This is a genomic window from Intrasporangium sp. DVR (genome assembly GCF_040365325.1).
Taxonomy (GTDB): Bacteria; Actinomycetota; Actinomycetes; order Actinomycetales; family Dermatophilaceae; genus Intrasporangium.
Genome location: NZ_BAABZW010000005.1, coordinates 541,343 through 560,165, shown reverse-complemented (window position 1 = coordinate 560,165; position 18,823 = coordinate 541,343). Strand labels below are relative to the sequence as shown.

Here is an 18,823-nt window from a genome sequence, read left to right as displayed (position 1 = left end):
CGACGACAAGGTGGAGGGACGTCTAGATGGCAGAGAAGCGGCGGGCACTGGGTCGCGGACTTGGAGCGCTCATCCCGAGCGCACCGTCGGGGAGTGGCGGCCGTCCCGTCGACGTGTTCTTCACCGACCAGAAGCCAGCCGGGGACTCGAGCCACTCCCAGACCGGCGCGCCGAACGGCGGTGGACCCGACCAGAGCACGCTCGCCCAGAGCCCGAACGGCCAGCAGCCCGTCCCGACCTCTGCAGTTGCGCCAGACTCTCCGGCGGCGGATCTGGGCGGCCTCGCTCCCGTTCCGGGCGCGGAGTTCGCCGAGATCGGGGTCGACCTCATCCGTCCGAACCCCAAGCAGCCGCGGTCCGTCTTCGACGAGGACGACATGGCCGAGCTGGTCCACTCCATCCGCGAGATCGGCGTGCTGCAGCCGATCGTCGTCAGGCGCATCCCGGCCGACCAGGCCGTCGAGGGCGACGGCAAGCACTACGAGCTCATCATGGGCGAGCGGCGGTGGCGCGCGACGCAGGCTGCAGAGCTCGAGACGATCCCGGCAATCATCAAGGACACGCAGGACGACGCCCTGCTTCGCGACGCCCTGCTCGAGAACCTGCATCGCAGCCAGCTGAACGCGCTCGAGGAAGCGGCGGCCTACCAGCAGCTGCTTGATGACTTCGGGTGCTCCCACGAGGAGCTGGCGCATCGGATCGGCCGGTCCAGGCCACAGATCTCCAACACGCTCCGCCTGTTGAAGCTGCCGCCGCTGGTCCAACGCCGCGTGGCTGCGGGAGTCCTGAGCGCCGGGCATGCCCGTGCCCTCCTTGGTCTGTCCGATGGAGCCGCCATGGAGCGAATGGCGCAGCGGATCGTCGCCGAGGGCCTCTCCGTGCGGACCGTCGAGGAGTTGGTGTCCCTCGGCGATGGTGACGTCGCGCCGAAGCCACGCCGCCCCCGCGCCGGGACCCGCCACCCCCAGCTTGACGAATACACCTCCGGACTCGCGGACTACCTCGAGACGCGCGTTGCCATCTCCTTGGGACAGCGCAAGGGCAAGATCACGGTGGAGTTCGCCTCCGTTGAGGACCTCAAGCGCATCCTCGGCATCATGGGCATCGACTCGCGCTCCTGACGTGCCCGAGGGACACACGATCCACGCGCTCGCTGCGCGGCTGAACCGGACCCTGGGCGGTCAGCCCATCGCCGTCTCCAGCCCGCAGGGACGGTTCGCTGCCGACGCCGCCGTGCTCGATGGCCGCACCTTGGACGTGGCTCAGGCGCGAGGCAAGCACCTCTTCGTCGACTTCGCCGACCTGATCCTCCACGTCCATCTCGGACTCATCGGGTCGTTTCACGTGAAACACCAGCCGCTGCCCGATGCAGCCAACCCCTCACCCCCGCGGCTGCGGCTCGCGGGCAGGACCCACGTCGCCGAGCTGCGCGGTCCGATGATCTGCGCACTCGTCGACGAGGAGGGCCGGCAGGCGGTGCTCGACAAGCTCGGCCCCGACCCCCTGCACCGCCCGGATGTGGCAACCGGGGCCGACCGAGCGTGGCTGCGAATTTCCAAGAGCAGAAAGACGATTGCCGAGCTGCTGCTCGACCAGTCAGTCCTCGCGGGGGTGGGCAACGTCTATCGCTGCGAGGTGCTCTTCAGGCATCGGGTCGACCCCTTGACGCCCGGTCGGGAGCTCGGTCGCCGCCTCTGGGAGGAGATCTGGGACGACGTGGTCACCCTGCTGCCGCTGGGCGTGGCCTTCTCGCAGATCCTCACGCTGCAGGATCAGGTCGACGCCGCCGCCGAGATGGTGGCTGACGGGTCGTCGCTCGCCATCACCGAGTCGTTGACCGGGGAACGGCTCGGCGATCACTTCGACAGACGCTTTCACACGTACCAGCGGACGGGTGAGGCCTGTGACCGCTGCGGCCGAAGGATCCGCGATGTCGTGATTGGTGGACGCACGCTCTACTGGTGTCCTGGCTGCCAGCGCCGCCGCAAGCGCTGACCGTCACCACCCCGTGAAGGGACGCTCGGAACGGATCCCCAGCTCGACGCACTCGGTGGTGCGCGTCAGCGGCAGGATCTGCCGGGGTCCGCGTGGCATCCGCCCCAGTCCCTCAGCGCTGGAGAGACGATGGGGCGGCCCGAGCACGAGGAGCCGGTCGCCCAGGTGCAGTCGCCCACCGCCGGCGGCTTCGAGGTTCTTGAGCCAGTCGACGTCAGGGCCGTAGGTGAGGGCGATCGTGACCCGCACACCATCGCGGAATGCCATGAGCGGCACCCGGTGAGTCGTTCCCGAGCGGCGCCCGAGGTGCTCGAGCTCGGCAACGGGGCCCACGCCGGCGAGGTGGACCATGGCCCTGTTGAGGAAGCGCTTGTTCCATCGGGTGACGAAGCGGGGAATCGGCACGGGCGGACTCCTTCGGACAACGGTCGGGCGGGCGCCTCCGGTCTCACGGTACGCCGACGGCAGGTCACTTGACCCGGACACCCAGCCCAGCGGCATACCCTCTGAACATGGTGGTCACGGGAACCCAGCCGGCGCCGACGCACGTCCTGGCACACCTGAGCGACATGCACCTCATTGCGGGGGAGGGCCTGCTGCACGGCCACATCGACACTGCCGCGCAGTTCCGCAAGGCGTTGGCCCGGGTGGAGGAGTCGGGCGAGCAGCTCGACGCCCTCGTGCTCTCCGGTGACCTGACGGACTTCGGTCAGCTCGAGGCGTATCGCCTGGTTCGCGACATCGTCGAGCCCGTCATTGACCGTCTCGGCGTCCCCGTCGTCCTGACCGGCGGGAACCACGACGACCGCCGCGCCCTCGCGCTCGGCTTGCACGGCGTCGACACGGATGATCCCCAGGACGCGGTGACCACGGTCAACGGCCTGCGCCTGGTGACCCTTGACTCGGCACTGCCCGGCTTCCATCACGGCGGCTTCACCGATCGTCAATATGCTTGGCTGGCGGACGTGCTCGCCGAGCCGGCCGAGCACGGCACGATCCTCGTCATGCACCACCCACCCATCACCTACCGGTCTCCGTTGATGCAGCTGATCGACTTCGAGGACGTACCCCGCCTGCGGGCGGCGTTGGAGGGCAGTGATGTCCGGGCGATCCTGAGCGGACACCTCCACGTGACGAGCTTCGGAACGCTCGGCGCCATCCCCGTCTTCGTGGCCGGTGGCGTCAGCTACGTCGACGACGCGGGGGCGCCGCGGGAGCTGCTCATGGGCGTCGACGGCCCGCAGTCCTGGAACCTCATCGAGGTCCACCGCGACCACGTCGTCGGCACCGTCGTGCCGGTCGAACGACACAAGACGTGGCCCGCGCTGAACGAGGCGGTGGTCGAGTACATCGCCACGGTTGCCGTGGAGGACCAGCGGACGGTGTTCTCGACGAAGCGGTGAAACGCCCACCCAGCCTGTCGAAGCGCGCCGCACCCGCTCGACGCAGGGGTGTCGGCGCCCCGGCGGCGACCCACCACGAATCAAGGAGGAGCGATATGAGCAACGACGTGAGCAGCGAGATGAGCATCCACCCGCAGAGCACCCTCTCTGCTGACGGTACGACCATCGCCTACGAGGCCTACGGCTCGGGCCCGGTGGTCGTCCACGTCGGGGGAGCCTTCAACGACCGCGGCGCGGGACGCGACCTGGCCCGGGCCGTGGCCGAGCACGGCCGGACGGGCGTCTGCTACGACCGCCGGGGCCGGGGCGACAGCGGCGACACGAAGCCGTACGCCGTCGAGCGCGAGATCGACGACCTCGTGGCGGTGCTCCGGGCCACGGCCCAGGACGACGCCGCCCACGTCCACGGGGTCTCCTCGGGGGGAGCCCTCGTCCTCCGCGCGCTCGCAGCCGGCGCCCCCGTCGCCACAGCGTCGGTCCTGGAGCCGCCGTACCGCGTTGCCGGCGCCCCACCCATGCCGGAGCGCTACCTCGAGACGCTCGAGGAGCTGGAGGCGCAGGGCGACCGGGAGGGGATCCTGCGCTACTTCCACACCCGCGCCGTGGGCCTTCCGGAGGAGGTGCTCGACGGGATGCGCGGCACTCCGATGTGGGATGCGCTGCTGCGCCTTGCCTACACCGTTCGCCATGACGGACTGTGCATGGGGCCGGAGTCCGAGCTGCCCGCAGCGATGCTTGCCTCGATCCAGACGCCGGTCCTGGCCGTCAGCAGCTCAGGGACGACGCTGCCGTTCCTGCCCGCGGCTGCCCGGGCCGTCGCCGCCGCGCTGCCGCGGGGCGAGTACCTCGAGCTCCCCGGCGGGTTCCACGAGGTGACGGCCGAGAGTCTGGCAGCGGCGATCGCCGACTTCGGTCGACGCGCCGGCTGAGCACGCTGGGAGCGTGACTCAGCCACACGGCGAATCACGTTGCAGCGCAAGGCAACTCAGCGGCATACGCAGGGCTATCCCAGCAGCGAGAGGGCCGGGTTGTGCGCCGCCGGCACCACCTCCCGAGGCGGCCCCGGGGGAGTGCCCTCCCCGAAGGGTGAGCCCTCGAGCGACTCCCGACCGTGCTCGGAGGCCCACGACGACAGGTCGGGGCCTCCCGGGACAACCCCGGTCGGGTTGATGTCGCGATGGACGACGTAGTAGTGCGCCTTGATGTGGGTGAAGTCGACCGTGTCGCCGAACCCGGGCGTCTGGAAGAGGTCGCGCGCGTAGCCCCAAAGGTTGGGCATCTCGACGAGCTTGACGCGGTTGCACTTGAAGTGGCCGTGATAGACGGGGTCGAAGCGGACCAGCGTCGTGAACAGCCGGACGTCCGCCTCGGTGATGTGGTCGCCGACGAGGTAGCGACGCGTCGCGAGGTGGTCCTCGAGCCAGTCGAGGCGGCGCCAGAGCCGATCGTAGGCCGCGTCGTAGGCCTGCTGGGTTCCCGCGAAGCCGCACCGGTAGACGCCGTTGTTGACCTCCGTGTAGTTCACCTGCGCCATGGCGTCGATCTCGTCGCGCCACCGCTCGGGGTAGAGGTCAGGCGCTCCGTCGCGGTGGTGCTCGCGCCACTCGGTGGACAGGTCGAGGGTGATCTGCGCGAAGTCGTTCGTGACCACGGCGCCGGACCGGATGTCGACCATGGCGGGCACGGTGATGCCGCGAGGGTAGCCGGGCTCACGCGCGAAGTAGGCGTCCTGGAGCCGAGGAATGCCGAGGACGGGGTCCACCCCACCCGGGTCGAGGTCGAAGGTCCAGCTTCGCTTGTCGTGCACCGGGCCGCAGATGCCCATCGACAACGCGTCTTCGAGCCCGAGGAGCCGGCGCACGATGATCGCCCGGTTGGCCCACGGGCACGCCCGCGACACCACGAGACGGTAGCGCCCCGGCTCCACGGGGTAGCCCTCTGCGCCGTCCTTGGTGATGCGCGTGGACAGGTAGCGGGTGTCCCGCTCGTAGCTCGGCTCGACGTAGGTGCCCTCGTCCGTCATGACCCAACGATAGAGACCGTATGCCGCTGGGCTGGCTCTCCCGTGCTCGTGTCCCGGTGGGGTGGGCCAGAATGGGCCCATGCAACGCCGTTGGCCGGAGCCGTGTCGTGCGTGACCTGCAGCCCCTCACGGTCGACCGGGTCGCCGACCTCGCCGGTGACTCGGCCCTGTGCACGTTCTGGCAGACGGTGCCGAGCAACGGCAGCCTCGTCACCCGCGAACCCCAGGACATCCTCGCCGAATGGGTGCGGGACGTCACCGCGGAGTGGGGTCCTCCCGGACGGATCGCGTACGTCGACGGCCGGCCGGCCGGCAGCATGCTGCTCGCTCCGGCCCGCTACGTGCCCCGCCTCGCAGCCTTCCCCACCGCGCCGGCGGACCCGTCGACCTTGATGCTCATCACGGTGCGCGTCAACGGCGACATGCAGGGGCACGGGCTGCGCAAGGTGCTGGTCCAGGCCGCGGTGAAGGAGGCGCTGCGCCACCGGGTCCGGTCGATCGACGTCATCGCGGCGCGTCCAGCGGCGGTCCGGAAGCACCCGTGCGTCCTGGAAGCAGCGTTCCTCGAGCAGGTCGGATTCCGGGTGGCGCGGGAGCACCCGGTGTACCCGCGGCTGCGGCTCGACCTGCGCACGGTCGTGACCGTGCGGGATGAGGTGACGGCCGCGGTCCGGAGGGTCCTGGCCAAGGTCCCCGGGGTGCGACCGGTGCCGGAGACGCACCCGGACGGGGCGACTCGCGCCCGCGTCGGTCAGTCGCTCGGGCCGGGGGAGCCGGGCTGACGATCCCGCGCGGACTCGATGTGACGGCGGAGGTCGGCCAGCTTGAGCATCCCGGTGCGCGCGGTGTCCGCATCGCCGAGATAGAGCCGCTGCAGGGCGACGACGACGCCCTCGGCGATCCGGTCACGGGTCAGCGGGTCGGACAGGGCCGCCGCATCGGCCGGGTGGCTGAGATAGCCGACATCGAGCCGCACGGCGGGCATGCGCGTGCGCCGGAGCAACGTCCAGCTGCGGGGATGGGCCCGGCAGTCGGTCAGCCCGGTGCGGGCGACCACCTCACGCAGGAGCAGCTCGGCGAAGTGCTCACCGATGGTGGACCAGGCCCCCTGGGCCGGGCGCGCCTGGTCGCCGTGGCCGTAGAAGAACGTCGCCACGCCATGGGCCGCCGCGGCTCCGGCGTGGTCGGTGTGGATCGACAGGACGAGGTCGGCCTCGACGGAGTTGGCGAAGGCAGCCCGGTCGATCTCCTCCCCCCCGGAGGCACCGGTGCGGGTGAAGACCACCTCGACGCCGTGCGCAGTGAGCCGTCCCTCGATGCGGCGGACCAGGTCGAGGGTGAGGTCGGCCTCGACGAGGCCGTGCCCGACGGCACCAGGGTCCCCGCCTCCGTGTCCGGCATCGAGCACGACCGTGCGCCCGGTCAGGCTGAAACCACCCCGCCGGATCTGCTCGCGCTCGCGCAGGGCGTTGGCCGAGCCCCCGGTGACCGACCGCTGCAGGTCCTGGAAGGCGCGCAGCGTCTCGGGGCCGAGCGTGCCGTCGGCAGTCAGCCCGACGGCACCCTGGAAGGCCCGTAGGGCCGCATCAGTCGCCGGCCCGTGGATCCCGTCGAGCTTGCCGGGGGAGAAGCCGAGCTCGGCCAGCCTCGCCTGGAGGTGGGCCACGTCGTCGCCCTCGAGGAAGTAGTCCGGGACGTAGCGCAGCACTCGATCTCCGAGGGACCAGCGAGCCCCGTCGAGCACGGAGTAGGTCGACCGACCCACGACGCCGTCGACGAGCAGGCCGCGGCGCTGCTGGAACGACTTCACCGCCTCCTCGACCTCGTCGTCGAAGAGGGCGCGGTCCCGCGGAGCGGCACGGTCGGCCCACGAGGTAGGGAGGTCCCCCGTGAGCATGAGCCGGTCACAGACGTCGGCGACCGCCGGCCCGGAGTCGCCACGTCGGAGCACGACAACCGGCTGTGGTGACACGAGGCTCCTTCCGGGACGGGACCTGTGCACTGTAGTACGCCGATGGGGTGGCGCTGCGACCGGCGGCGCCACCCCATCGAGCTGAACTCACCCTGGAGGGAGCCCGATCAGGAGATGAACTCCTCCAGCTCGCGGAGCAGCTTGGGCTTGGGGTGCGCGCCGACGATGCTCTTGACGACCTGGCCCTTGACGTAGACGTTCAAGGTCGGGATGGAGACGACCCCATAGCGGGCTGCCGTGTCCATGTTGGAGTCCGTGTCGAGCTTGACGACCTCGATCTTGTCGCCGTACTGCGCGTTGATCTCCTCGAGAATCGGGGCGACCTTCCGGCACGGACCGCACCATTCGGCCCAGAAGTCGACGAGAACGGGCTTCTCGCTCATCAGGACGTCGTCGGCGAAGGTGGCGTCGGTCGTTTCCTTGAGTGCCATCGGTGGGTGTCTCCCTCTCGTGTGTCGGTCTGCTGGGGTCGAGCCTAGGCGTTGGCGCTGACCGAGGTGGTCGGGATGGGTCCCGCGTCGGTCTCGTCGATGAGGGCCGCTTGGTCCGCGGCCTGCTCGGGGGAGTCGGCGTCCTCGAGGGCCGCGAGGAAGTGCTCCGAGTCCAGAGCGGCGGAGCAGCCCGTGCCGGCGGCCGTGATGGCCTGGCGGTAGGTGTGGTCGACGAGGTCGCCGCAGGCGAACACGCCGGGCACGTTGGTGCGCGTCGAGCGGCCGTCGACGACGACGTAGCCGGCGTCGTCGAGGTCGACGACGCCCTTGACGAGCTCGTTGCGCGGGTCGTGCCCGATCGCGACGAAGAGCCCGGTGACGGCCAGCTCACGGGTGTCGCCGGTCACCGTGTCGCGGAGGGTGACGCCGGTCAGCTTGCCCTCGCCGTGGATCTCGGCGACCTCGCTGTTCCAGGCGAACGAGATCTTGTCGTTGGCCAGGGCCCGGTCGGCCATGATCTTGCTGGCGCGCAGCTCGTCGCGGCGGTGCACGATGGTCACGGAGCGGGCGAACTTCGTCAGGAACGTCGCCTCCTCGATGGCGGAGTCACCGCCGCCGACGACGGCGATGTCCTGGTCGCGGAAGAAGAAGCCGTCACAGGTGGCACACCACGAGACGCCGTGGCCGGAGAGCTCCTTCTCGTTGGGGAGGCCGAGCTCGCGGTAGGCCGAGCCCATCGCGAGGATGACCGAGCGCGCCGAGTAGGTCTTGCCCATGCCGTCGGTGACCGTCTTGACGTCTCCGGTGAGGTCGACCGCCGTCACGTCGTCGGTGATGATCTCGGCCCCGAACCGCTCTGCCTGGGCGCGCATCTGCTCCATCAGCGCTGGGCCCATGATGCCTTCAGGGAAGCCGGGGAAGTTCTCGACCTCGGTGGTGTTCATCAGCGCGCCACCGGCGGTGACGGCACCTTCGAAGATCAGCGGACGGAGGTTCGCGCGCGCCGCGTACACAGCTGCCGTGTATCCAGCGGGACCCGAACCGATGATGATGACGTTGCGGACGTCGGACATGACGTGGGTGCTCCTCTACCGGGAAAGCGCACCGTCGGGGGATCCGTGGGCAGGCGGGACGGTGCTGTCTGGCTCAACCGATCCTAGGCGCGCCCTATTCCGGCCAGGCACCCGGCGCGCCACCGTGCGCGCGCCAGCCCAGCGGCATACGAGGTCGTATGCGCCGGGTGCCGCTCAGGGCACGGCGACGGGGCCGTTGAGCAGGCCCGGATGACCCGCAGCGCAGGTGCGCTCCACGACCCGGGCCGTGCTCCGGCCGCCCTCGGTGACGACGATGACGGCCGCAGGGTCGCCGTCGTACGTGGCCAGGTCGACGTGCACCGGCACGTCAGTCGGCAGCGAGTGCGCGTCGAGGCACGACAGGACTCCGACCTCGGTGGCGATGGGGCCCAGCGTGGGAGCCTCCGCCGCGAGCACCTCGAGCGGCGTGGCCGGGCGCGTCAGCAGCTCACGGGCCCGGACCGCAAGGTCAGCGCCGGTGTAGTCGGTCGACGAGAGCTGGATGTGGAGGTTGGGTCTGGACGGACCAACCGGCGACCCGATCGGCCCCGAGGCAGTCGGGCTGACCGTCGGGGTGATCGTCGGCGCCGAGGGAGACGTGACGAAGGCACTGGGATTGCCGAGTGAGGCAACGCCGACGGGGCGCTTGTTCAGGTGCAGCGCCGACCCGCCGACGGCCACCACGGCGGCGGCTGCGGCCACCGCGGCGATGGCGAGGAGCGGGCGTGGGCGCTGGCGCTGCCGGATCAGCGGACCGAGGACGGCCGCGTCGGCATCGGCCGCGTGCAGCGGACCGGGGTCGACCCGCAGGGCCACCTCGTCGGTGAGCATCGACTCGATCCGCTGTGCGACCCGCTCGGGCATCGGCCCGGGATCGGGAGCCGCCGCGAGCAGGTCCCGAACGCGTGCCTCGATGAGCGGGTCGATGAGCGGGTCGATGAGCGGGTCGATGAGCGGATCGGCTGGGCTTGCGTCTCCGGTGTCAGGGATGTGCCGGGGTTGGTCCACGGTGTTCCTTCACGGTCCTTCAGGGATGCCTCATGGGTGAGCTCAGTGGTGACGCCGGTGGTGGAGCACCCGGTCAGGTCGGCTCATGTTCCCCGGTCATGGGGCCGCCCTCGTGCTACGACGATCCGGGGCGGGCTCCGGTTCCGTGGTCCGCAAGCCGAGATGCTCGGCCAGGGCCGCCCTGCCGCGCGCGCACCGGGACTTGATCGTGCCCTCGGCCACTCCGAGGATGACGGCCGCCTCGGCGACGGGAACGGCGTGCATGTCGACGAGGACGAGGGCGGCGCGTTGACCGTCAGGCAGCTTGGCCATCGCCTCCTCGACGTCGAGACGCACCTCGGTCGAGGCGTGGTGGTCGCGCCGGTCGGCGAGGTCGTGCTCGGGCAGCTCGCTGGTCGGCCGAAGGCGGCGGAGCCGGTCGAGGCAGGCGTTGACGATGATGCGGTGGAGCCACGTGGTGACGGCCGAGTCACCGCGGAAGGAGCCGGCCCGACGGAAGGCTGAGATGAACCCGTCCTGCACGGCATCGGCGGCGATCTCCGGATCGCGGCAGGTGCGCAGCGCGACGGCCCACATTCGGTCCTTGTGTCGACGGAAGAGCTCCCCGAAGGCATGGTCGTCACCTGCCACGTGTCGGGCGATCAGCTCACTGTCGCTGGCCTCAGCGAGAGTCAAGGGCGTGGCCGGGACCACAGGTCAGCGCACCACCACTTCGGCGATCTGCGCGCGGTGATGGTCGGGCGCCTCGTCCGGGGCCGTGCGGGTCACCCAGACGATCAGCTTGGTGCCCGGGTCGATGTCCCTCGGGGCCTTGATGGTCACGGTCCCACTCATGTCGTGCACCTTGCCGATCTCCTGGGCACCCTCGAGATCGGCCTCGTCGGTGAGATACACCGTCAGGTCCTGCGCGGCAGGGAGAGTGAGCTCGACCTCGCGAACCGCGGTCGGTGCGCTGAGCTCCAGGACCAGACCGACGCCTTCCTTGTTCCCGTTGTAGGTGTCGGTGCCGTACCAACGCGACTTCCACGCGGTCCCCGGGTCGCCGTCGAAGGCGAACGGGACCTGGCGCGGGCTCTCCTCGCCGTCGTCCTGCGGGTCGAAGCTCGAGCCGCCGACGATGCGAACCGGCTCGGCCGATGGCGCCTCGGTCGGGGTGCTCGTGGCCGATGGGTGGCTCGCCGTGGGTGACTGCGCCGGCGTCGTGCGGGTGACCCTCTCCGTGACCGTGGGCCGCGCCTGGGCGCGACCGTCCGACTCACCGATCTTGGCGACGTTGTTGATGCCAATGACGAGCGCGACGAGGACCAGGGCGCCGACGATGGCCAGGGCGATGCGAGACTGCGCCCCCGTCGGTCCCTCGGGCGGGCTCCCCCCGAAGACGGGCAGGGGCGGCTCCAGTCGCGTGGGCGGTGCGTCGTTGAGGGCCTCGTCGAGGGCGATGTCCTCACCGTCGTAGGGGTCGGCGTCCCCCACGGCTCGACGTCCGGTGCCGCGGGCGGCCGCCTTCTCCGCGGCGGCTCGGGCGAAGGAACCGACGCGGTCGCCGATGGCAGTCGCGGCTCCCGCTGCGGCTGCACCGGCCGCAGCAAGGGCGGCGCCCGCGGTGGTGGGCGCGCCCGCAGTGGTGGGCGCGCCGGAAGCGGTGGGCGAGCCCGCGGACGACTCCGCCGCCGCCGCGGCGCCCGCCGATCCGGCTGCCGCTGCCTCCGGGACCCGCCTCCCGGTGCTGGCGGAGAGGCGGGAGTACAGGTCGCCACCCGTGGCTCCCTCGGGCGAGGTGTACCGCGGGGCGACGGGGGGCACGGGCCTGGCCGTGCCGAGGTCGGGGCGGACAGGGAGCCGGATGCCAGAGGCGCCGTCGCTGGCCGGCTGCTCCGCGGGCCAAGGTGCGATCTGGAGCGCGAGGTCACCCGGGGAGACCGGTCCCCGGTCCTCGTTGAGCGTCATCCGGCAGATCAGGTCGAGGTCGTTCGGCACGCCGACGGCGATCTCGGAGGGGGCGGCGACTCCACCGACCACGGTGGGGGCCGCCTCGAGACCGACCGGACGGGAGTGGCTGACGGCTGCCGGGCCGGCCGGCCAACGCGCCGTCAGGCCGGCGTAGATGAGCTTGACCAGCCCCACGGCATCGACCCGGGATGCGTGCTCGTCCGAGGTCTGGTCCGCACCGGTGAGCGCGGCTTCGGTCGCCAGCCCACGGACCTTCACGTCCCCGTCGGGGAGCCGCAGCAGTGACGACGGAGTGAGGACGAGGTGGTGCAGGCCGCGGTGACGCGCCCGCTCGAGTGCGGTCGCTGCCTCACCGGCGAGGCGACGGACCTCCTCGGCTGGCAGTCCTCCGGCCTGGAGCAGGTGGGAGAGCGGCATGGCACCCGTCAGGGGCTCCTCGACGATGAAGGCCACCTCGCCGTCGACGCCGACGTCCAGGACCCGGGTGAGGCGTGGGTCCTCGATCCCGGCGGCCCGACGGGCGGCATCCAGTGCGGGTGCCGCGATTGACGTGCCCACGGGGAAGCAGACGAGGACGACTTCTCGGTCCAGAGTGTGGTCGGCCGCGCGCCACCGCTCATGGTGTCGGCCCTCCGAGGTCCGCAGGGTGACGGCATAGCGTCCACCGAGGACTGTTCCCGGCCCGAGTCCCTGCACCCGCGTCACCCCTTCCGGTCCGTGAGGCCCCGTGTCAATGGTCGGCTCCGGTCGAACGCGACCCTGCTTCATCCTAGGGCGAGTCAGCGGCCGGTCCGGTTCTGGATCGCCTCGTCACGCTGAGCGACCGTGTCGAGGTCACCGATCTCCTCGATCCTCGACGTCCCCTTGAGGAGCGCCCGGATCACCCCACCGAGGAGCACGAGGCCCGCGAGCACCCCGCCGATCCAGTAGAACGTCGAGTCGAGCGGGTTGGCCGAGACCGGGATGACGGCCTCGGACCCGATGCGGGTCCCGTCTGCCGTGGTCAGGTAGGCGAGGATGTCGGCTCGGCCCGCTGCGACCGCGTGCACCGGCACGTTGATGTTGCGGCGCGCGTCCGGACCCGCGGCGATGCTCACCGGTCCGGGCTGCTCGAGGACCTGCAGGCGTGGGTTCATCGGGGTCACGACGAGGCGCAGGTCCTCGACCGCGTAGCTGAGGCCGTTCTGGACGGTGATGCGCAGGCTGCCGTTCTCGGCGAGGAAGTTGATGCGACGCGGGACCACCCTGATGGCGGACGTCGCGTCGCGGACGTCCGCGCTGACCGAGTTGTTGAGATCGCCCCAGGCTGCGGGACGGAAGCGCCACCGGGCGCTCGCCAGCTCGTCGAGGAGCTCGCCGTAGGTGCGCTCGAACGAGGCGCCGTCCTTGAGGACGGTGGCGACCGCGTCGAGGGTGTGTCGCTGTCGGGCCAGCTGCTCGAGGCGGAACTCGCTGAGGGTGGGCCGCGGCGCTGCCGACCGAGGCGCCGTCGCGGGCTGTTCCTGGGCGGTGGCCCGGTCGCTGCCCGCGTCGGCCAGGAGTGCCTCGACGTCGACGGTCTCGAGCCAGGCGACGGACTCGGTGGTCGCCCTGAGGAAGGCGGACAGGGCTGCCGGGTCGGGGTTGTAGTTGCGTGGAGCGGTGACGAGCACCGACCGCGCTGTCCCGGGGCGCTCGCCGAGGAGGAGCAGGGTCTCGGCGAGGAACCGCTGGGTCGCGAGCACCGGCGTCGGGTCGGACCGCTTGGGCAGGAGGGCGGACAGGCGCGCGTCGGAGCCGATCAGCCGGGTGCCGTCGGACGAGATGCGGCGGGCCGTGGGTGTGTAGGGGGAGTCGGCCGTGATGGCTGCCTGGTTGACGATGATCCCAGCGGCCCGCCGGGTCGCCGAGGTCGCGTAGAGCGACTGCAGGGCCTGGACACGGTTGCTCGGAAGGAGACCGTCCACCGGCCAGGCGATGTCTCCGCGGACCGGCTCACCGATGCGGTCACCCACCGTGGCGGCTCGCGCGACGAGGGCGCGGACCACGGAGTTGCCGGGGTCGATGTCCCCGGTGGCGGCGACGTCGGCGTCGGCATACGGCAGGGCGAAGAGGCTGCGCCCCCGCAGCTTCGCCGCGAGCCGGTCGACATCGGGCGACGACTGCGCCGGACCGCCGCCGTCGGCCGGGCCGGAGGTCGGCGAGGTGCCACTCGGGGAGGTGGGAGTGGGTGAGGTGGGAGTGGGCGAGGTGCCACTCGGGGAGGTCGGAGTCGTGGCGGTCCCGGCTCCCGGGGTGGGTGTGGCGGGGCTGGTCGGCCCGGACGTGGGGACGGCCTCGGCCAGCTCGCCGGGGCCGGCGACGAGCACCGAGGGATCGATGCCCAAGGTGGCGTAGGAGTCCTTCGTGCCCTCGACCAGGCGGTCGACCCGCGACCCGGGGCCGATGGCGTGCGCCCAGGCCTCGGTGCGGACCTCCTCGTCGCGGGAGAACAGCTTCACGTGGGGATCGAGGGTCACCGGCACGGCGAGCGCGATCTGCAGGGGTGCGAACTCCACCCGGGAGTTCCAGGCGAGGAAGGTCCGGGTCGTGCCGATCGGCGTCGAGGCCCCCCGTTGGTAGACCTCGATGGCCACCGGCAGCGCGGCGAAGGCGGCACTGGTGGAGACCTGCCACTCCTCGAGGTCGATGCTGAAGGCGGTGGTCCGTCCGGCCGGCACCTCGGGAAGTGGCTTGGCCGTCTGTGCGGCCGTGCGCCCGTCCGCCTTGCCGTCCTCCTTGACCCAGCGGTCGATGTCGGCGCGGACCGTCATCGCCCTCGACCCGAGGACCACGTCGACGTGGGCGCCGACGAGTGGGCCCGAGGTCGGGGCGGTGACGGTGCCGGTGATTCGGGTCTCGCCCTGGCCGTCGAGGACGGTCGGTGACACGCCCGTCAGGGTGATCAGGGCTCGTTCGTCGTCGGGCGTGATGGCGGGAGCGGGTCCCGTCGTCGCGGCCGCGGAGGCGGCGAGGTCAGGGGTGGGTGATCCGGCGGGCGTGCCGGTCGCGGGCAGCGGGCCCACGAGCCCGAGCAGGGTGGTCAGGGCGACCGTCCGCAGGGCGGCGCGCCAGGGCCTGGACGAGGTCACGCCGTGCCTGCCAGCCGGATCCACGCCGCCTGTGCGATGCGGCGCTCGTTGGGGAAGGTGAGCCGCCGGTGCACCTCGTCGAGACGCATCCAGGCGACGTCGATGGCTTCGCGGTCAGGGTCGTTCTCGATGGACAGCTCTCCGCTGAGCGCCTCGAGGAGGTAGTGGTGGACGTACTTGTGGACGCGCTTCGTCGACGTGGCGAACCAGTAGTCGATCGTGCCGAGCTCGACGAGCACCCGCCCGACGATGCCGGTCTCCTCGGCGACCTCTCGGGCCGCGGTCTCGACGAGGGTCTCGCCCGGCTCGACGTGCCCCTTGGGCAGGCACCACTCGATCCGGCCGGCGCGGTTGCGGCGGGCGATGATCGCGATCAGCGCGCAGCCGTCCTGGATGTCGACGACGATGCCCCCCGCGGAGCGCTCCTCGACCGCCGGCAAGCGCCTCCCCGGCTGGGGACTCGGGGCGGCTTGCGCGGTCATGCCGCCACCATAACCAAGCGGCCAACTTCCCGCCCTGTCCCGGACCCGTTCCCCGGACCCGTTCCCCCACCCGGTTCCCGACCCGGCGCCACGGTCGGCGGCGACCAGGGTGATCGGTGCGCTCACCTAGGCTGGTCCCCGTGTCTGACCGTCCCACCGCGACCACGCCCGACCCGACGCACCTGCCGCTGCTGCGTGGCGCCGTCGCCCAGCTCGCACCCGTGCTCCCGTTGCTCCAGGAGCTCGGACAGCGGTTCGCCGACCGCGGGCACCAGCTGGCCCTCGTCGGCGGTCCGGTGCGGGACGCGTTCCTCGGTCGGACGTCGCCCGATCTCGACTTCACGACCGACGCCAGCCCGGACGCGATCCTCTCCGCCGTCGTGGGCTGGGCCGACAGCCACTGGGACATCGGTCGGGACTTCGGCACGATCGGGCTGCGCAAGACCTCCGGCGCCGGCCAGCACCACATCGAGATCACGACCTACCGGGCCGACACCTACGACCGCACGAGTCGCAAGCCCGAGGTGATGTTCGGCGACACGCTCCAGGGCGACCTCGTCCGCCGGGACTTCACCGTCAACGCGATGGCGATCCGGCTGCCGAGCCTGGAGTTCGTCGACGTCCACGGCGGCCTCGCCGACCTCGCCGCGCGACGGCTGATGACGCCGGCGCCGCCGGAGGAGTCCTTCGCCGACGACCCGCTGCGGATGATGCGGGCGGCGCGCTTCGCGTCCCAGCTCGGCTTCGACGTCGCGGCGGAGGTGCGCGCGGCGATGACCGAGCGGGCCGCCACGTTGACGATCGTCTCCGCGGAGCGGATCCGGGACGAGTTCACCAAGCTGATCCTGTCCCGGTCGCCACGTCCGGGCCTGACGCTCCTCGTCGACACCGGTCTTGCCGGGCAGTTCCTGCCCGAGCTGCCGGCCCTGCGCCTCGAGGTCGACGAGCACCATCGGCACAAGGACGTCTACGAGCACTCGCTGACGGTCCTCGAGCAGGCGATCGACCTCGAGGGACCCCCGGGCGGCCCGGAGGACCGGGTGCCCGGCCCGGACCTCGTGCTCCGCCTCGCCTCGCTGCTGCACGACATCGGCAAGCCGGCCACCCGGCGCTTCGAGCCGGGAGGAGGCGTGTCGTTCCACCACCACGAGCTCGTCGGCGCCCGCATGGCGGCCAGGCGGCTGAAGGCGATGCGCTACGACAAGGACACGGTCAAGGCGGTGGCTCGGCTCGTCGAGCTGCACCTGCGCTTCCACGGCTACGGCGAGGGTCAGTGGACCGACTCTGCCGTGCGTCGCTACGTCACCGATGCGGGGCCGCTCCTGCAGCGCCTCCACCGGCTCACCCGGTCGGACAGCACGACCCGCAACGTCCGCAAGGCCGAGCGTCTCTCCCGCGCCTACGACGACCTCGAGGCGCGCATCGACCGGCTCGCCGAGCAGGAGCAGCTGGATTCGGTCCGGCCCGAGCTCAACGGCAACGAGATCGCCCAGACCCTCGGCATCGAGCCGGGCCCGGTGCTCGGCGAGGCCTACAAGTTCCTCCTCTCGGTGCGACTCGACGATGGCCCGATCGGCAAGGACGCCGCCCGGGAGAAGCTGCTCGCATGGTGGGCCGACCGCTCCGAGACCTGACCGGAGCACCCTCCCGGGCCGCGGGCGACAACTCCCTTTCCGTATGCCGCTGGGCCGGCTGCCGCTCGGGGAGCGCAGACCCAGTTCACGGGCTGACCTGACACGGCGACGCGTCTTTGATTGACTTGCCGCGCTGCTGCGCCTCAGCTCGGCCACCCATGGCCCGGCGAGGAGCGACGAAAGGACCTCGATGACCACCGACCAGGCTGCGATCTCGTTCGGCGTCGCTAGCGACGTGGGGCGGGTCCGTCGCCACAACGAGGACAGCGCCCGCGCCTCGGGACGGCTCTTCGTCGTCGCCGACGGCATGGGTGGCCACGCCGCCGGCGAGGTCGCGAGCGGGATCGCCGCGGACTCCGTCGTCGAGCTGACGGAGCGCCCGACCCTCACCCCCGACGACATCGTCGAGCAGCTCGGTGAGGCGAACCGTCGGATCCTGGAGTCCGCCTCCCGGCACCCTGAGCAGCACGGCATGGGCACGACCGTCGCGGGGCTCGCCCTCGTGTCCGAGGGTGGCACACCGCAGTGGGTCGTCTTCAACATCGGCGACTCCCGCGTCTACCGGCTCATCGACGGTGGTCTCACCCAGGTCACCGTCGACCACTCCGAGGTGTGGGAGCTCGTGGAGAGGGGCCTCATCACCGAGGAGCAGGCGCACCGCCACCCCAGCCGCAACATCATCACTCGCTCCCTGGGGCGTGAGCCGATGGGCGAGATCGACACGTGGGTCCTCCCGCCGGCCGACGACGAGGCGTTCCTGATCTGTTCGGACGGGCTGTCCAACGAGCTCTCGCGCCAGGAGATCGAGGCGATCCTGCTCGAGGTCGACGATGCCGACCGCGCGGCGCGGGAGCTCGTGCGCAGGGCGGTCGAGGCCGGCGGGCGGGACAACGTGACTGCCGTCGTCGTCAGGGTCCACGGGGCCGTCCTGCCGTGAGCCTGCCCCCGCGCGATGGCGCGCCGAGCGGCGCACCGCTCCTGCCGCCCCCACCCTCCGGCGACACCCCGTGGCCCGCACCCCACCGACACGCGCCGACCCCGTGGTCCGACCGGGCCAACGGCTTCGCGATCGCGGCGCTGCTCTGCGGCCTGGCCGGCCTCGTCCCCGTGGCCCCCCTCCTCGCCATCGTCTTCGGGGTCATCGCGCTGCGGCAGCTCCGACGGGCTCCCCAGCGCGGGCGAGGCATGGCCGTCGCCGGGGTCGTCCTCGGCTCGGTGGGGGTCGTCTTCTGGGCGGTGGTCGGCGCGGCCGTTCTCGTCGCCGACGATCCGGCGCGGACGGCTGCAACCCCCGGCCCGAGCGGGAGCACCAGCGCCGGAGCGCCGCCGCAGACCTCCGGACGCGTGCTCGTCGAGGACCTGACCCCCGGCGCCTGCTTCTCCGGGATCGGCCCGGCGTCGTTGGACTGGGCGTCGCTGAGCCGGTGCGACGTCGAGCACGAGATGCAGCTCATCACGATCGTCGAGCTCGATGCGGGCCCCTTCCCGGGCCGCGATGAGGCGGGAGCCGAGGCGGAGCGCACGTGCATGGTCGCGGTGGAGCCGTTGGTCGACGAGTCGAAGCTCGAGCGGGTCGAGCTCTTCGTCATCTACCCCGACAGCCGAGTCGCATGGGCGCAGGACCGCAGCGTCCTGTGCGTCGCAGCCTCGGCGGACGGGGCGCTGCTCCACTCCGTGCTGAAGTAGGGACTCGGCGTCGCCCGCGGCGCGGGGTGCACCTGCATGTATCTGACAGGTTCTCG

Annotated in this window: 18 protein-coding genes; 8 read left to right on the top strand and 10 right to left on the bottom strand. The window is 71.5% G+C overall.

Going from position 1 to position 18,823, the window contains the following annotated elements; genetic code table 11:
* The first annotated feature begins 26 nt into the window (after positions 1–26).
* Together ABWV20_RS07150 and ABWV20_RS07145 are read left to right on the top strand one after the other, a co-directional pair.
* Complete coding sequence (locus tag ABWV20_RS07150) at positions 27–1,121, top strand: ParB/RepB/Spo0J family partition protein (protein WP_353354141.1); 1,095 nt, start codon at positions 27–29, stop codon at positions 1,119–1,121.
* A gap of 1 nt (position 1,122) precedes the next feature.
* On the top strand, positions 1,123–1,995 hold the full coding sequence (locus ABWV20_RS07145; protein ID WP_353354140.1) for an Fpg/Nei family DNA glycosylase: 873 nt from the start codon (positions 1,123–1,125) through the stop codon (positions 1,993–1,995).
* A gap of 3 nt (positions 1,996–1,998) precedes the next feature.
* Here the strand turns inward: ABWV20_RS07145 and ABWV20_RS07140 are convergent, their stop codons facing one another.
* On the bottom strand, positions 1,999–2,400 hold the full coding sequence (locus tag ABWV20_RS07140; protein ID WP_353354139.1) for a PNPOx family protein: 402 nt from the start codon (positions 2,398–2,400) through the stop codon (positions 1,999–2,001).
* A gap of 107 nt (positions 2,401–2,507) precedes the next feature.
* Between ABWV20_RS07140 and ABWV20_RS07135 the strand changes: the two genes are divergently transcribed.
* Together ABWV20_RS07135 and ABWV20_RS07130 are read left to right on the top strand one after the other, a co-directional pair.
* A complete protein-coding gene (locus tag ABWV20_RS07135; RefSeq protein ID WP_353354138.1) occupies positions 2,508–3,398 on the top strand; it encodes a metallophosphoesterase family protein in 891 nt (296 codons plus the stop codon).
* Positions 3,399–3,493: 95 nt separating this feature from the next.
* Entirely contained in the window at positions 3,494–4,327 is an 834-nt protein-coding gene (locus ABWV20_RS07130; RefSeq protein WP_353354137.1) for an alpha/beta fold hydrolase, read from the top strand.
* Positions 4,328–4,401: 74 nt separating this feature from the next.
* Here ABWV20_RS07130 and ABWV20_RS07125 read toward each other — a convergent pair whose 3' ends face one another.
* Complete coding sequence (locus tag ABWV20_RS07125; protein ID WP_353354136.1) at positions 4,402–5,421, bottom strand: glutathione S-transferase family protein; 1,020 nt, start codon at positions 5,419–5,421, stop codon at positions 4,402–4,404.
* Between the two features lie 107 nt (positions 5,422–5,528).
* Between ABWV20_RS07125 and ABWV20_RS07120 the strand changes: the two genes are divergently transcribed.
* Complete coding sequence (locus tag ABWV20_RS07120; RefSeq protein WP_353354135.1) at positions 5,529–6,203, top strand: GNAT family N-acetyltransferase; 675 nt, start codon at positions 5,529–5,531, stop codon at positions 6,201–6,203.
* On the opposite strand, the gene ABWV20_RS07115 is transcribed toward ABWV20_RS07120, so the two are convergent.
* The 8 genes from ABWV20_RS07115 to ABWV20_RS07080 all read right to left on the bottom strand — a co-directional run bounded on the left by ABWV20_RS07115 (position 6,173) and on the right by ABWV20_RS07080 (position 15,447).
* Positions 6,173–7,393: an N-acetylmuramoyl-L-alanine amidase gene (locus ABWV20_RS07115; protein ID WP_353354134.1), complete on the bottom strand. Its 1,221-nt coding sequence runs from the start codon at positions 7,391–7,393 to the stop codon at positions 6,173–6,175. The two genes, ABWV20_RS07120 and ABWV20_RS07115, sit on opposite strands and share 31 nt — an antisense overlap.
* A gap of 107 nt (positions 7,394–7,500) precedes the next feature.
* Positions 7,501–7,824, bottom strand: a complete 324-nt coding sequence (gene trxA, locus ABWV20_RS07110; RefSeq protein WP_353354133.1) for a thioredoxin — start codon at positions 7,822–7,824, stop codon at positions 7,501–7,503.
* Between the two features lie 44 nt (positions 7,825–7,868).
* Positions 7,869–8,897, bottom strand: coding sequence for a thioredoxin-disulfide reductase (gene trxB / locus ABWV20_RS07105; RefSeq protein ID WP_353354132.1), 1,029 nt, complete (start codon positions 8,895–8,897; stop codon positions 7,869–7,871).
* 174 nt (positions 8,898–9,071) lie between these two features.
* Positions 9,072–9,905, bottom strand: a complete 834-nt coding sequence (locus ABWV20_RS07100; protein ID WP_353354131.1) for an RsmA family anti-sigma factor — start codon at positions 9,903–9,905, stop codon at positions 9,072–9,074.
* A gap of 96 nt (positions 9,906–10,001) precedes the next feature.
* Positions 10,002–10,598 (bottom strand): RNA polymerase sigma factor SigM, encoded by a 597-nt coding sequence (gene sigM, locus ABWV20_RS07095; protein WP_353354130.1) that lies wholly within the window; start codon positions 10,596–10,598, stop codon positions 10,002–10,004.
* Between the two features lie 3 nt (positions 10,599–10,601).
* Entirely contained in the window at positions 10,602–12,560 is a 1,959-nt protein-coding gene (locus tag ABWV20_RS07090) for a hypothetical protein (RefSeq protein WP_353354129.1), read from the bottom strand.
* Between the two features lie 74 nt (positions 12,561–12,634).
* Complete coding sequence (locus tag ABWV20_RS07085; RefSeq protein WP_353354128.1) at positions 12,635–14,965, bottom strand: DUF6049 family protein; 2,331 nt, start codon at positions 14,963–14,965, stop codon at positions 12,635–12,637.
* Positions 14,962–15,447 (bottom strand): NUDIX hydrolase, encoded by a 486-nt coding sequence (locus tag ABWV20_RS07080; RefSeq protein ID WP_353354127.1) that lies wholly within the window; start codon positions 15,445–15,447, stop codon positions 14,962–14,964. Before ABWV20_RS07080 ends, ABWV20_RS07085 begins: the two co-directional genes overlap by 4 nt.
* Before the next feature lie 140 nt (positions 15,448–15,587).
* On the opposite strand from ABWV20_RS07080, the gene ABWV20_RS07075 reads away from it, so the two are divergent.
* From ABWV20_RS07075 to ABWV20_RS07065, 3 genes are all read left to right on the top strand, one after another.
* On the top strand, positions 15,588–17,081 hold the full coding sequence (locus ABWV20_RS07075; RefSeq protein WP_353354126.1) for a CCA tRNA nucleotidyltransferase: 1,494 nt from the start codon (positions 15,588–15,590) through the stop codon (positions 17,079–17,081).
* Between the two features lie 190 nt (positions 17,082–17,271).
* Positions 17,272–18,018 (top strand): PP2C family protein-serine/threonine phosphatase, encoded by a 747-nt coding sequence (locus ABWV20_RS07070; protein ID WP_353354125.1) that lies wholly within the window; start codon positions 17,272–17,274, stop codon positions 18,016–18,018.
* The gene (locus tag ABWV20_RS07065) at positions 18,015–18,767 is read left to right on the top strand and encodes a DUF4190 domain-containing protein (RefSeq protein ID WP_353354124.1); all 753 of its coding nucleotides are present in this window, start codon (positions 18,015–18,017) and stop codon (positions 18,765–18,767) included. Before ABWV20_RS07070 ends, ABWV20_RS07065 begins: the two co-directional genes overlap by 4 nt.
* Positions 18,768–18,823: the final 56 nt, after the last annotated feature.